This is a genomic window from Gilliamella sp. B3783 (assembly GCF_026536125.1).
Lineage (GTDB): Bacteria > Pseudomonadota > Gammaproteobacteria > Enterobacterales > Orbaceae > Gilliamella.
In genome coordinates, this window is the sequence record NZ_JAFNOU010000003.1 from 248063 (window position 1) to 263035 (window position 14973).

At 35.7% G+C, this 14973-nt stretch carries 10 protein-coding genes, 1 pseudogene and 1 riboswitch; of the genes and pseudogenes, 4 read left to right on the plus strand and 7 right to left on the minus strand.

Annotated features, from left to right (window positions below):
• Nucleotides 1–5: 5 nt before the first annotated feature.
• The 3 genes and pseudogenes from lptE to bamD all read right to left on the minus strand — a co-directional run.
• Nucleotides 6–500 carry an LPS assembly lipoprotein LptE gene (gene lptE / locus J3U59_RS04735; RefSeq protein ID WP_267333073.1) on the minus strand — a complete coding sequence of 165 codons (495 nt, stop codon included), beginning with the start codon at nt 498–500 and terminating at the stop codon, nt 6–8.
• A 34-nt stretch (nt 501–534) separates the two neighbouring features.
• Nucleotides 535–3117: a leucine--tRNA ligase gene (gene leuS, locus J3U59_RS04740; protein ID WP_267333072.1), complete on the minus strand. Its 2583-nt coding sequence runs from the start codon at nt 3115–3117 to the stop codon at nt 535–537.
• A 281-nt stretch (nt 3118–3398) separates the two neighbouring features.
• A pseudogene (bamD, locus tag J3U59_RS04745) lies at nt 3399–4121 on the minus strand (outer membrane protein assembly factor BamD); the annotation flags it as partial.
• Between the two features lie 93 nt (nt 4122–4214).
• Between bamD and rluD the strand changes: the two are divergent.
• Together rluD and pgeF are read left to right on the plus strand one after the other, a co-directional pair.
• Entirely contained in the window at nt 4215–5189 is a 975-nt protein-coding gene (rluD, locus tag J3U59_RS04750) for a 23S rRNA pseudouridine(1911/1915/1917) synthase RluD (RefSeq protein ID WP_267333071.1), read from the plus strand.
• Between the two features lie 13 nt (nt 5190–5202).
• The gene (gene pgeF / locus J3U59_RS04755) at nt 5203–5973 is read left to right on the plus strand and encodes a peptidoglycan editing factor PgeF (RefSeq protein ID WP_416379558.1); all 771 of its coding nucleotides are present in this window, start codon (nt 5203–5205) and stop codon (nt 5971–5973) included.
• A 465-nt stretch (nt 5974–6438) separates the two neighbouring features.
• Here pgeF and J3U59_RS04760 read toward each other — a convergent pair whose 3' ends face one another.
• On the minus strand, nt 6439–7053 hold the full coding sequence (locus J3U59_RS04760) for a 7-carboxy-7-deazaguanine synthase QueE (RefSeq protein ID WP_267333069.1): 615 nt from the start codon (nt 7051–7053) through the stop codon (nt 6439–6441).
• On the minus strand, nt 7050–7478 hold the full coding sequence (queD, locus tag J3U59_RS04765) for a 6-carboxytetrahydropterin synthase QueD (protein ID WP_267333068.1): 429 nt from the start codon (nt 7476–7478) through the stop codon (nt 7050–7052). Before queD ends, J3U59_RS04760 begins: the two co-directional genes overlap by 4 nt.
• Before the next feature lie 2 nt (nt 7479–7480).
• A riboswitch (PreQ1 riboswitch) is annotated at nt 7481–7526 on the minus strand.
• Nucleotides 7527–8287: 761 nt separating this feature from the next.
• On the opposite strand from queD, the gene clpB reads away from it, so the two are divergent.
• Both clpB and J3U59_RS04775 read left to right on the plus strand, forming a co-directional pair.
• Complete coding sequence (gene clpB / locus J3U59_RS04770) at nt 8288–10858, plus strand: ATP-dependent chaperone ClpB (RefSeq protein WP_267333067.1); 2571 nt, start codon at nt 8288–8290, stop codon at nt 10856–10858.
• A gap of 882 nt (nt 10859–11740) precedes the next feature.
• Complete coding sequence (locus J3U59_RS04775; RefSeq protein WP_267333066.1) at nt 11741–12544, plus strand: Cof-type HAD-IIB family hydrolase; 804 nt, start codon at nt 11741–11743, stop codon at nt 12542–12544.
• Between the two features lie 37 nt (nt 12545–12581).
• On the opposite strand, the gene J3U59_RS04780 is transcribed toward J3U59_RS04775, so the two are convergent.
• A complete protein-coding gene (locus J3U59_RS04780) occupies nt 12582–13343 on the minus strand; it encodes a DeoR/GlpR family DNA-binding transcription regulator (protein WP_267333065.1) in 762 nt (253 codons plus the stop codon).
• Nucleotides 13336–14436 carry a hypothetical protein gene (locus J3U59_RS04785; RefSeq protein ID WP_267333064.1) on the minus strand — a complete coding sequence of 367 codons (1101 nt, stop codon included), beginning with the start codon at nt 14434–14436 and terminating at the stop codon, nt 13336–13338. Before J3U59_RS04785 ends, J3U59_RS04780 begins: the two co-directional genes overlap by 8 nt.
• Nucleotides 14437–14973: the final 537 nt, after the last annotated feature.

Genomic DNA, 14973 nt, shown 5'->3' on the forward strand with positions numbered 1-14973 from the left:
AAAAGTTAATTAACAGCATCAACCGATTTCAATTTACGAATAATTTGCTTAGCGGCTTGTTTATACATTTCATCTTCAATTAAATCTTGCTCGGTTGTTTTAGCAAGTGCTGCTGTTGGGTTATCAAAAAATGTACGGAAAATACGTACTTTAATTGGATAAACTTTTACATTATCAATTACAACCTGCGCTTCAATCTTTAATACTAATTGATACTCAGCTGCTTTACCGTCTTGGTAGATGGATATAGTATTACGATCCAGTGAATCATTAACAATCTTTAATGTTGGTATTTTTTGTAAATTACCGCTATCTATTAACTTGATTTTATTGTTATGTAATAATTCTTTTATTTCTCGTGAAAGCTGTCCATAAGGATCATAACTGATATAAGTCATCGTCTTAAATCGTGCTGGTATTTCAGTTTCATTTTGTAGATGAAAACCACAACCTGTCAATGATACTGCCATTAGTATAAATAAGGCTATATATTTTTTCATAAGTATTACCACCCATGTTTGAATTTTAACAGTATCAACCAACAACAAGATTTAATAATTTACCTGGTACATAAATAACTTTACGAATAGTAACGTCCGCTAAGTATTTTTGGATATTCGGTTCTTGTTTTGCTTGCGCCAATACCAAATCTTGATCAGCATCAGCAGGAACGGTAAACTTACCACGTACTTTACCATTAATTTGCACAACAATCAGTTTTTCATCTTCGACCATGGCTGACTCTTCAGCTATAGGCCATGTTGTATTATCAATTGTTTCACTATGACCTAAAGCTTGCCACATGACAAAACAAGCATGAGGCATCATTGGGTAAAGTAAACGAACAATCGCATTTAAAGCTTCATCCATAAGCGCATGGTCTTGTGCTGATTCTTGTGGTGCTTTTTGCAAACGATTCATAAACTCCATTACCGCAGCGATAGCAGTATTGAAGGTTTGACGACGACCAATATCATCACTGACCTTAGCAATTGTCTTATGTAATTCACGTCTTAATGCTTTTTGATCGGCATTTAAAGCATTAACGTCAAGTTTATCCACACTGCCTTTTTGTGCGTGTTCATAAACTAAACGCCAAACACGTTTTATAAAGCGATTGGCACCTTCAACGCCAGACTCTTGCCATTCAAGGGTCATCTCAGCCGGTGAGGCAAACATCATAAACAAACGTACAGTATCGGCGCCATATTTTTCGACCATTTCTTGCGGATCAATACCGTTATTTTTTGATTTAGACATTTTAGTCATACCGGCATGCACCAGCTCATTACCTTTGCTATCTACCGCTTTCACAATACGACCTTTTTCATCACGTTCGATTGTGACCTCAGTTGGCGATACCCAAATACGTTCATTGGTTGGGCTGGTATAATAAAACGCATCAGCTAACACCATACCTTGGCAAAGCAAACGCTTAGCCGGTTCATCTGATGATACTAGACCAAAATCACGCATTAACTTATGGAAGAATCTAAAATAAAGTAAATGCATAATGGCATGTTCAATACCCCCTACATATTGATCGACTGGCAACCAATAATTGGCAGCTTTTTCGTCCAACATGCCTTTGTCATAATGTGGACAAGTATAACGAGCATAATACCAAGATGATTCCATAAACGTATCAAAGGTATCCGTTTCACGCAATGCTGGTTGTCCATTTACCGTGGTTTTTGCCCAATTAGGATCGGCTTTAATTGGACTGGTAATACCGTTCATTTCAACATTTTCTGGTAAAATAACTGGCAGTTGATCTTCTGGTGTAGGAATTGTGGTGCCATCTTCAAGTGTCACCATTGGAATTGGTGCACCCCAATAACGTTGGCGAGAAACCCCCCAATCTCGTAGGCGGTAATTAACTTTACGTTCACCAATACCTAACGCTATGAGTTTATCGGCAATAGCATTAAACGCTTGTTCAAAATCAAGGCCATTAAATTCACCCGAATTAAACAATATACCATGTTGAGTATACGCATTTTCGGAAAGATCCGGCGCATTGCCATCTTGATCTAAAATTACCGGTTTAATTGGCAAATTATATTTACTTGCAAACTCATAATCGCGTTCATCATGGCCTGGTACTGCCATTACTGCACCGGTTCCATATTCGATTAAAACAAAATTAGCAATCCAAACTGGAACTTTATCGCCTGTTAATGGATGAATAGCAAAAAATCCTGTCGCCATGCCTTTCTTTTCCATGGTCGCCATATCGGCTTCGGCAGTTTTAGTATTTTTGCATTCAGCAATAAATTCAGCAATTTTGGTGTTATTTTGGGCTGCTAATTGCGCTAGTGGGTGTTCTGCCGCAACAGACACAAAACTCACACCCATTAATGTATCTGGCCGCGTAGTATAAACTCGTAACTTATCAGCATAGTTTTCAACCGCAAAATCAAACTCTACACCTTCAGAGCGGCCAATCCAGTTACGTTGCATGGTTTTAACTTGTTCTGGCCAGTTTTCTAATGTATCTAAATCGTTAAGTAACTCTTCGGCATAATTAGTAATTTTAATAAACCATTGTGGGATCTCTTTGCGTTCAACGGGGGTATTACAGCGCCAACAGCAACCTTCAACCACCTGTTCATTAGCAAGGACGGTCTGATCGTTCGGACACCAGTTAACAGCGGATGTTTTTTTATAAACTAAACCTTTTTCAAATAGTTTAGTAAAAAACCACTGTTCCCATTTGTAGTATTCAGGACGGCAGGTTGTCACTTCGCGATCCCAATCATAACCAAACCCTAATAACTGTAGTTGCTTTTTCATGTAAGCAATATTTTCATAGGTCCATTTAGCCGGTGCAGTGTTATTTTTCACTGCCGCACCTTCTGCCGGTAAACCGAAAGCATCCCAACCAATAGGTTGTAAAACATTTTTGCCATTTAAACGTTGATAGCGTGAAATAGTATCACCGATAGTATAGTTTCGAACATGACCAAGGTGTAACCGCCCTGATGGGTAAGGTAACATTGATAAGCAGTAATACTTTTCTTTTGAGGGATCTTCGGTAACATGGAATGTTTTATTTTCTTGCCAATGTTGTTGAACTTTGGCTTCAATCTCATCGGGGCGATATTGTTCTTGCATGACGAATTAATGTCCTATCTATTATTGCTAATAAAAATAATTTGCTAATTGTATTGGTTATTGTCACGTTTTACAAACGATATGTGAATGTATGAATAGATTTATTAAAGGGGATAATTTAGGCAACTCATTAATAAGATTAACAAACAGAGTAATTGCTGGCTGATAATCTTAGTGATGGGCGGGTAATTATCCCGCCTCTTACGGCTTTAGTTACCATTAAATACGCTGGTTAAGCGTGATAAAAATGAGCGCTGTTCTTCTTTAGGCATGTTTTCAAGATTTGCTTGTATAAGCGTATCGGTTTTTTGTGTTTCATTAGTCAAGCCTAGTTCATTATAGGCATCGCGCATTAACAGTAGACCTTGTTTAGTTGAATCCGTATCCGGAAATAACGCAATCATTTGGCTAACACGATTAATAACCGCAACATAAGCACCGCGCTGAGTATAATATTCCGCTATTTTAAGTTGGTATCTTGACAGTCTATTTTTCAAAAATACCAAACGTTTTTGTGCATCAGCGGCGTAAATACTGGTTGGAAAACTTGAAACCAGGTAAGTAAAATCTTTAAAAGCAGCGGTAGCAAAGTCAGGATCTCGGTCTGAACGATCAACATTGAACCAACCTTGGATCATATTGTTGTCCTGAGCCATATTGGCTAAACCACGCATATAAATAACCCAATCGATATTAGGATGAGTCGGGTTTAATTTTAAAAATCGGTCAACCGACGCGATAACTAATGGGAAATTAGCAGATTTATAATAAGCATAAATTAAATCAAGTTGCACTTGTTGTGAATAAGGACCAAATGGATAATTTTTATCCATTGCCTCTAATATAGTGATACTGGATTTTATGTTACCACTTTCTAGCTCGGTTTGAGCTTTGTTGTGGAGTTCTAATTCTGATACATTTTCAACATCAGGCTTTGTTGTTGTGCAGCCAATTAACATGCCACTTAAAGCAATTGCTAACAAAGAGTGTAAACGTAGTTTCATTCAGTTCTCAATCCAAAATATAAATAAACATTAAAGTCTATGAATAGTATATAATACTCTAAAACATATCAGCTTAAAATAGATAAATTACATATGCTCGAGTTAAAATTATCAACAGAAATAGAACAAACACAACTCGGAATGCGTTTAGATCAAGCGTTATCCGAGCTTTTTCCTGATTATTCACGTTCAAGAATAAAAGAGTGGATTGTGAATAATAAAGTGACAGTCAACGGTATTATTGTTAATAAGCCTAAAGAAAAAGTATTAGGCGGCGAAAAAATTACCATTAGTGCAGAAATTGAGCAAGAAACATATCATCAACCTGAAAATATCAAATTGAATATTGTTTATGAAGATGATGATATTTTAGTTATTAATAAACCGCGTGATTTAGTTGTCCATCCTGGTGCGGGCAATCCTAATGGTACCGTATTAAATGCATTACTCTATCATTATCCAGAAATAGCACGAGTTCCGCGCGCCGGTATTGTCCATCGCTTAGATAAAGATACCACCGGTTTAATGGTCGTTGCCAAAACAATCATTGCACAAACACATTTAGTTGAATCGTTGCAATTACGTGAAATTACGCGGGAATATGAAGCCGTTGCCATGGGCATTATTACCGCAGGTGGGACGATTGATGAGCCGATTACACGTCATCCAACAAAACGAACACACATGGCGGTATTTCCAACGGGTAAACCCGCTGTTACTCACTATCGGGTAATGGAAAAATATCGGCTCCATACGCGCTTACGTTTAAGACTCGAGACGGGACGCACACACCAAATACGTGTGCATATGGCTCATATTGCTCATCCACTAGTTGGTGATCCTCTATATGGTGGACGACCAAGACCACCAAAAGGTGCAAGCGAATCATTTATACAAACTTTACGCGATTTTGATAGACAAGCCTTACATGCTGCTATGTTACGGTTATTTCATCCTATTACTGGGGAGCAGATGGAATGGCATGCACCTATCCCAGAGGATATGCAAAAGTTAATTTTAGCGCTTCAAGACGATACCCAGCAACATAAAGATGAATTAGATTGGTGAGGTGAGCATCATGATTAAATCGATTTCTCCTTATTGGCCAGCCCCGAAAAACATACGGGCATTTACTACCACTCGAAAGGGTGGGGTAAGCCTAGCGCCTTTTGAAAGTTTAAATTTGGGCAGTCGCACTGGTGATGATTTAGATCATGTTGCGGAAAATTGTCGGCGATTAATCAAAGCAGAACAGATTCCCAGTGAACCTTATTGGTTAAATCAAACGCATAGTACAGTTGCATTAGATATTACTGAAGTGGAATTGCAACCGGCTATCGGCATGATTGCTAATGATAGATTTGAAGCTGATGCGTCGTATACTCGGCAGGCTAAGCAGGTAAGCGTGGTGTTGACAGCTGATTGTATGCCAGTACTGTTTTGCTCGGTTAATGGCGATGAAGTTGCAGCGGCTCATGCTGGTTGGCGTGGGCTTTGCAATGGAATTTTAGAACAAACTATTAAAAAGTTTTCATGTCCTAAAAATCAGATCCTCGCTTGGATGGGACCGGCTATTAGTGCAAAAAAATTCGAAGTAGGCGGTGAAGTGAAAGCACAATTTGAAGCAATTGATCCTCAAGCTGAACAGGCTTTTACATTGATTAACCAAACAGAACAAAAATACCTTGCTGACCTCTATTTAATCGCCAGACAAAGATTAACTGCCATGGGAATAAATAAGATTTTTGGTGGTAATTTCTGCACTTTTACTGAACAGGATTTATTCTTCTCTTATCGTCGTGAAAACAGAACCGGTAGAATGGCATCGATGATTTGGTTTGAAAATCCATAACCATCCCAGTTTTTCAAAAGCGGCAACATTCTGAAAAATTATAATAATAAGGTATTAACTAGATAGATGAAATTTGATAATCCTCAGCCAAAAACACGATAACAATTACAACAGAATTTCAAATCTGAAGATGTTTTTATGATTACCGAAAGCCCAATTGCTTTTAGCTTTTTTTAAACAAGATTGGCGATGAGCGTAAATTATTTGCCTTATAGGATGACGTTTAGGTGTGCTCATTAGCAGCAACCGTTTTAGCACATACAGCCAGGGCAAATCACACATTGGATAAAAAAATCGACAAAGTTTTAATAGAAAACTTGCTGACTCAGTCGTTAGTCGTTGCGTGCAAAATGCATTCGATGCTATCGAAATCTTTTGTAACAAAGTTTTTAATCAATACTGAAAATTCAAGCAATACTACATTTATTTCATTGAGTTAAATAATTTAAAAAAATAATTTATTCATCATTCGATATTCGCAAATTTATGGGTTTGAATACTAAGTAACCATTTATTTTCGCTACGCTGTTGATTTATTTTGCCGAGTAATTCAATGGTTTCAAACATGTTAAATTCACCATTTTTTTCACAAGGTGATAGATAGTAACGTTTGGCTTTGATATGTTTTTCAATATAGCGGCAAAAAGGTAAAAATTCAGGGTGGTTTTCTGCCACAATTCGCACTTCATCTGCGGTGGATTGAACAATTTTTTGATAGCGTGTTTGATAACAGAACTTCGGGCTTAAGGCAATATAATCGATTAATGAATCGACTTTACCTAAACCATTACTTTCAATTGCAATAAAATAATTAGCTTGCTTAAGTGGTGCTAACAATTCGGCTAATGCTTTTACCATTGTTGGTTCGCCACCAGTGATAATAATATTTTTACTTTGGTAACTTTTTACTTTAGCTAATATGTCCGCTAACGTGTATCGTGTAAATTGACGGAAATTGGTATCACACCACTGGCAATTTAAATTGCAACCAGCAAAGCGAATAAAAATAGCTGGCATGCCTGTATTATAACCTTCGCCCTGTAGAGATTCGAAGATTTCAACAATGCGAAACTCTGTCATTTTTCGCCCCGATGATATTCACAATAAGAAGTGGGTGTTTCCCATAATTTAATCATCGAAACGGGTAGGTACTGTGACAAACAATCAAAAATAAATTTACTCATTGCTTCGGCTGTCGTCCGACAAGGAAAAGCAAAAGTTTTTCGATTCATTTCGTGTAATAAAGCCGCGATGCGACACTCATTTTCATTGTTTTGATTATAAAGGTAAGCGTGATCGAGTGGATCAACAATATGTTGCGTGACTGTTGCCTTTAGATCTGCGTAATCCATCACCATATCAGCACTTGAACCATCGGCAATAAGGTTACCACTAATCTCAACCAATAATTTATAAGTATGGCCATGAAGGTTGTGACATTTTTTATTATGCCCATCTAACATATGACAAGCATCAAATTGAAACTCTTTAGCTATTTTAAACATGTTAAATCCTAGTTTTTTTTCGTGGGATGGGTTACGAACCACGGTTAGATAATCTAACAACATTGGGGAAGCTAATATAAAATATTCCTAGTGTTTTGTCATTTAAAATCATTATTTTGAATAAACATGGTAATGATTATATTTTTTATATTAGGTAAGTAACTTAAATAATATTAGCAATATAGATGCCCCAACATTTTGTTGGGCAATTTAAAATTAATTGCCAAATCTCGTCAAACTTTATAAAAAATAGCGCTAAATTATACTTGGGTTAAAATTAAAGCGCTCATACATCAGTACATAAAATTCTATTTTAGAATTGAGGTTAGCTTTATGTTGTCGTATCAATAATTGATGTATCGAACGATTGTGGTGTTTTGTCTATTTGGTTAATTGGCAAAGATGTATCAAGTTGCATAGATTTTAATCTCGCTTTGCTTAATGATGATTATTCCTTTCTATACATTTTGAATTATTTTATGATAGTAATAATTCATTAAAATTGATGCGGCTGTAATGGTACAGCTAATCAACAAATTTTAAGACCAAATCTAGCCAGCTAAACGAATAATATTAACGTTTATTACTCAATTTTTTTAGTGTTTTCTTAGCTCGCAACTGGCGGTGAATGAGGTTATTTTTATTCGAAAGTAATTTCATGATTTTTAACTTTTACTTTGATTTTAATCATATAAAAAAATTTTTTTGTAGCTCTTGAAATTTACTCTTCCACACTTATTTAGTGATCATGCAAATGGTTTAAATGTTTTATGCATTTATACCAAATTTATTGCTCAGGAGAGAATAATATGAGGTTAGATAAACTCACTAACAAGTTTCAACAAGCTTTAGCTGATGCACAATCATTAGCATTAGGTAAAGATAATCAATATATAGAGCCGATACATGTGTTATCAGCAATGCTTAATCAGGAAGGTAGCAGTGTCAAACCATTATTGGCAGCAGCGGGAGCGAATGTTGCTGCTTTGCAACAAGAATTAACCCAAGCAATTGATCGATTGCCACAAGTACAAGGTGTGGGTGGTGAAGTATTGCCTTCACAAGAGTTTGTTCGTGTATTAAATCTTTGTGACAAATTAGCGCAAAAAAATGGCGATAGTTATATTTCGTCAGAACTGTTTATATTAGCTGCTTTAGAAGAAAAAGGCAGTTTAGGTGATATTCTTAAAAAATCCGGTGTTACAAAAGACAGATTAAATCAGGCCGTCAGTCAAATAAGAGGAAGTGATAACGTGAACGATGCCAGTGCAGAAGATCAACGCGGTGCGTTGAAAAAATATACTATCGATTTAACCGAGCGTGCTGAACAAGGCAAACTCGACCCTGTGATTGGGCGCGATGAAGAGATCCGTCGTACAATTCAAGTATTACAGCGTCGTACTAAAAATAACCCGGTGTTAATCGGTGAACCTGGCGTGGGTAAAACCGCTATTGTCGAAGGACTTGCACAGCGCATTGTAAACCGTGAAGTACCTGAAGGTTTACGTAATAAACGTGTGTTGTCTTTAGATATGGGCGCATTAATTGCGGGTGCGAAATACCGTGGTGAATTTGAAGAACGTTTAAAAGCCGTTTTAAAAGATTTAGCCAAAGAAGAAGGGCGCATCATTTTATTCATTGATGAAATTCATACCATGGTTGGTGCAGGTAAAAGCGATGGTGCAATGGATGCAGGTAATATGTTAAAACCAGCATTAGCCCGCGGTGAATTACATTGCGTTGGTGCGACTACCTTAGATGAGTATCGTCAATATATTGAAAAAGATCCCGCTTTAGAGCGTCGATTCCAAAAAGTCTACGTGGCTGAACCAACTGTTGAAGATACTATTGCTATATTGCGTGGTTTGAAAGAACGTTATGAATTGCATCACCATGTACAAATTACAGATCCAGCAATTGTGGCAGCAGCTACATTATCACATCGTTATATTTCCGATCGTATGCTTCCAGATAAAGCGATCGATTTAATTGATGAAGCTGCATCAAGTATTCGTATGCAAATGGATTCAAAACCGGAATCATTAGATCGACTTGAACGCCGTATTATTCAGCTTAAACTTGAGCAACAAGCGCTTAAGAAAGAGTCTGATGATGCAAGTAAAAAACGACTTGAGATGCTAAACGATGAACTTGCTGAGAAAGAAAAAGAGTATGCGTCACTTGAAGAAGAGTGGAAGTCAGAGAAGGCTGCTGTTTCGGGTACTCAGACAATCAAAGCTGAGTTGGAAAAAGCACGTACTGAAATAGAACAAGCGCGCCGAGCTGGTGATCTTAATAAAATGTCTGAGTTACAATACGGCAAGATCCCTGAACTGGAAAAGAAATTGGCATCGGCAACACAGCTAGAAGGCAAAACCATGAAGTTATTGCGTAATAAAGTTACCGATAATGAGATTGCTGAAGTGCTTTCTAAATCAACGGGTATTCCTGTTTCAAGGATGCTTGAAAGTGAGAAAGATAAATTACTGCATATGGAAGATGCACTACATAAACGCGTGATTGGTCAAGACGAAGCCGTTGTCGCGGTAGCGAATGCAATTCGTCGTAGCCGAGCAGGACTTTCTGACCCGAATAAACCAATTGGATCTTTTTTATTCTTAGGACCAACTGGGGTAGGTAAAACTGAGCTTTGTAAATCATTAGCTAACTTTATGTTTGATAGTGAAGATGCCATGGTCAGAATTGATATGTCCGAGTTTATGGAAAAACACTCTGTGGCACGTTTAATTGGCGCACCTCCGGGATATGTAGGATATGAAGAGGGCGGTTATTTGACCGAAGCGGTGAGACGTCGTCCTTATTCTGTCATTTTATTGGATGAAGTCGAAAAAGCGCATCCGGATGTCTTTAATATTTTATTACAAGTATTAGATGATGGACGCTTAACCGATGGGCAAGGACGCACTGTTGATTTCCGAAACACAGTGATTATTATGACATCTAACTTAGGTTCAGATTTGATACAAGGTCATGTTGAATTAAGTTATGACGAAATGAAAGCATTAGTAATGACTGTTGTAACAAAACACTTTAGACCAGAATTTATCAATCGTATTGATGAAACAGTGGTATTCCATCCACTTGGTCAAGAAAATATCAAAGCGATAGCTAGAATTCAATTGGCTAATGTGGAAAAACGTTTGGATGAACGCGGTTATCAATTGGATATCTCTGATGCAGCGTTAGAGCAACTTGCTAAAGTTGGTTTTGACCCAATTTATGGTGCAAGACCATTAAAACGTGCAATTCAACAAGAGATTGAAAACCCATTAGCACAACAAATCCTATCTGGTAAACTTGTGCCAGGTAAAACCATTCATTTGGATTTAGTGGGTGATAACATTGAAGCTAAACAATAATCAATTTTGATTATTGTTGAAAATAATACAATGTGAGCATATAAAAAGCCTGAGATTATTTTCAGGCTTTTTTATTTATCAATTAATCATTATTGTTGAAAATAATTGAATTAAAGAGGACTGACTTGAAAAAATCTGAGGGTATATTCAGGCTCTTTTAATTTATCCTCTAAACGCATGCTTGATTCATCAATACAAGTATCACTATCTTTAAAAAAATTACCTGAAAACTTAACTTTTTGCCTTTTCTTTAAATTTGAAACTGTATCAAATAACGGTGTAGCAGGTTTAATTAATGTCTTATGAAACGAATCTGAAATGGTTTATTCTAAGTAGTAATATAAAAATTTTTTGCTATTTTAATTTTCAAAATGCCACGAGTATTTGATTTAGAGGTAATAGATTATTGTTCCTATCGATGCTTTGATTGTTAAAAGGGTGACATTGATATACAGTTGTTCTGTTTTTTTCAATTAAAGCACTATTTTTTTGCCTATTATTATCCGTTTTGGGGTTTGATTAATAACCCCTAAACAAGCATTGATAAGCGCGGTTTGATTAACGGAATAGGGAAGTATCGATTCAGGATCTTTTCTATAATTAGCTATTTTATTGGTTGTTGATGCTCGATGTTGATGCTTTTTATATGGCGGGTGATAATTGGATTTTCACTAACTTTTATGACATTCTTCGTTGTTTATTAATGCTCAGCATCTTAGTAATTAATCTTTAATTCATTAATCATTTTGTAAAAGACTTGCTTAAGTGTGTTTTGATAAAGCTCAAAGCAAAAGTATTATTTAATCTTGCTAAATCCATCACAAGGCATCATACTAAATCATATTGATAAAATATTCATTATTAGCATGAAAGGAAAAATATATGATTAAATTAATTATCAGTGATTTAGACGGGACTTTTTTAAACGAACAAGGTGATTATGATCGCCAACTGTTTGCTAAAGTGTATAAGCAAATGGCAAATGAGAATGTCCATTTTGTTGCGTGTACAGGTAAACAGTGTGAGCGGGTCGAGGAACTCTTTGGCGATTATAGTCAACATATTTGGATCGTTGGCGACAGTGCTACAGCGATTAAATTTAATGGAGAATTTGTCTATCGTTCCTTTTTAGCCAATGATTTAGGACAACGTATTATCAAAACATTGGAACAAGCCGGCACCGATCATGTCATCATTGCCTGTACAGCAAAAGGTGCAGTGATTCGATCGGATTTACCAGCAAGATTAAAACAAAAAGTTCGTGGTTCTTATGCTTCCATTATTGAAGTTGATGAACTGAGTTCAATTTCTGATGATTTTATTAAAATCACGGTCTATGATGAAACAGGTCAATGCCCTCAAACGCGTATGCATTTAACCCCTTATGAGGATAATGTCTATATTGTTGTATCAGAAGCAAATTGGATTGATATTACCGATTATGATGTACATAAAGGTACAACTATCAAGAAATTACAACAAATGCTTAATGTAACTACACACGAAACTATGGCATTCGGTGATGGTTATAACGATATTGAATTGTTAGAACAAGCGGAATATAGTTTTGCCATGCGTAATGCATTTGAAGAAACGAAAGCAAAGGCAAATTTTATAACGGGCTATAATACTGACAGTGCTGTTCTAAAAACAATTCAATTGCTATTAAATCTACAAGCAAAATAGCTAAAAAAGAGATTTGGTCGACCTTAGAGCGAATCTATTAGGCGACCTCTATTTGTAAATCAACCTGCTCAAAACCTTCAATTTTAGTTTCTCGACTGACGACAATGATATCGAGATCTTCACACTTTGCCACTTTATAACGAGCTATTTGTAACATTTTATCGGCTATTACAGCGGCGACAACTTCATTACTTTGGGCAATTACCTCTTTTTTAAAACAAGCATCTTCATAATAAACAGCACTTAATCCAGCTTGTGGATCAAGTCCACACACGCCGATAAATGTTTGATCAAAGACCATGTTACGGATCTGATTTACCGTATCTGCACCCAGGGTGCTGCCGGTTTGTGGATTTACTTTTCCACCAAGTAAAATAAGCTCTCCCTGAGTTCGACTACTAAGTAGTGAAGCGATTTGGGGGGAATTTGTCACAATAGTTAACTCAATATTTGTAGGAATATAACTTGCCATTGTCAAATAGGTTGAACCTGCGTCAATAAAAATACAAGAATTGGCTTTGATGAGTTGAGCGCATCGTTTAGCAACCGATGACTTTTCACTAACGCTTTGTGTCATTCTGGTTTCAAAGCTTGCAGATTGTTTTAATTGGCTGACCGCACCACCATAAACACGTTTGCAGATACCATTACGTGCAAGTTTTTGTAAATCGCGGCGAATTGTATGTTCTGATACACCAAGTAATTTAATTAAATCGGCATTGACTACTCGACCTTTGTCTTGTAACAGCTGCTGAATATAAGATTGTCGTTGCTCAGGAAAAGCATCATAATCAATCATCTATCACTCCATCAATTAATTTACCTTTATCCCACGCCATATTCTTGTACAGTATATTATCTTCACCAATTACATTTGGATTTTCGCGATTAATATTATTGCGGTTTAGTAAACAGGCATTATATTCGGCATCTAAACAATTTCGTTGGGTTTTGTTGTCAATATTAATGATTTGACAACGATTTTTTACAAAAATATATTGATAGTTTTTGTATTGATAAACACTTTCTATTTTAGTCTGGACCCTTTGTTGTTTATCATCCAGGTCATAACAATCTTTGCTACCTATGGCGGATTTGTCTTTGGGATTAAACTCTATATTACTCCCCCATAAATGGGTTGGTGTAAATGCTCCCTTATCATTAATATAATAATCCAAGTTATCACCTTGCCTTGAACGGTATTTTTTAATAGCTAAATCAAGTATTCCATCAAAATTGATATCTTGTAAGTCGATGCTCATAAAACCATTATCACTATAGTTTAAATTTTTGATTTTTTGTAATAACTGATGGTTATTTTTCGCATAAACATTAATGCCAACTAACTTAATTTTATCCATTTTTTGTTTAGAAAAGACGGCAGTAAAATAGTGATGATCAGTTGACGCTAATTGTAATAATTCAACATTAGTAAATTGCGTATTACTGTCTTTATCTATCACTAATTGTTGAGAAAGTTTTACCGGATAGTGTTGATTATTACTACCATTAAACCAATAACCCTCTAATGTTTGATTTAACAATGTTGTTTCTTGATTTTGTATTAGATGAATATCATTAAAGATAAAATAATGACTTTGTTTTTTGGCTTTTATTTGTTGATTGTCAGGATCGATATAGAGATCGTGTGCATCATAAAGTTCTAAATTGGTTTGATGAGTTAACTGTGAGCAGGAATTATTTAATTCACATCCATAGTTTAATTTATGTTGTATCTGTTTAGGATCATCATCATAAACCCAAAAAGCTTGACTTATCGGCTCTAGATATAAAGTCATTTGTTTATCTGCTATATTACCTTTATAAACATAGATAGTGCTAAATGCCGGTGAAGATACCATCAATAATAAAAGTAATATTATTTTTTTCATGCTTTTCATCTCTTAAACAATGTTGATTATGTAACATTCCTTATAATAGGGTTATTAAGGAAGACGTTTTCATCAACATATTACAATCTAATTTAATAATTGTAATGTAAATCTGCTTTTATGCAAAAGGGTATAAACTAAATGAATTTATCTATATTTCAACTTAAAATCATTTTTTTAAATTTTTTTATTATGTTATCTCTGAATCTATCAAAGATAGTATTAAAATTAAACGTCTAGTGTAAAGACAAATGTCACTTTATTTGAGTGATAACTTAACAATTCTTTACTGAAAAGCTCATTACAAACTCAATTAACTATTCTAATATATTATGCTAAAAGTACTTTAGTATAAATTGGTACTAAAGGTTTAGAGCAAAATTAATTGATGATTAAATTAAACTCAATCATATGAATTTTAAAGAAAAAATTTAGATATTCACTACAAGGATTGGTAAAAATATGTTAAAATGTGGTCTTAATCGGGCATCGGGCATCGGGCATCGGGCATCGGGCATCGGGCATCGGGCATCGGGC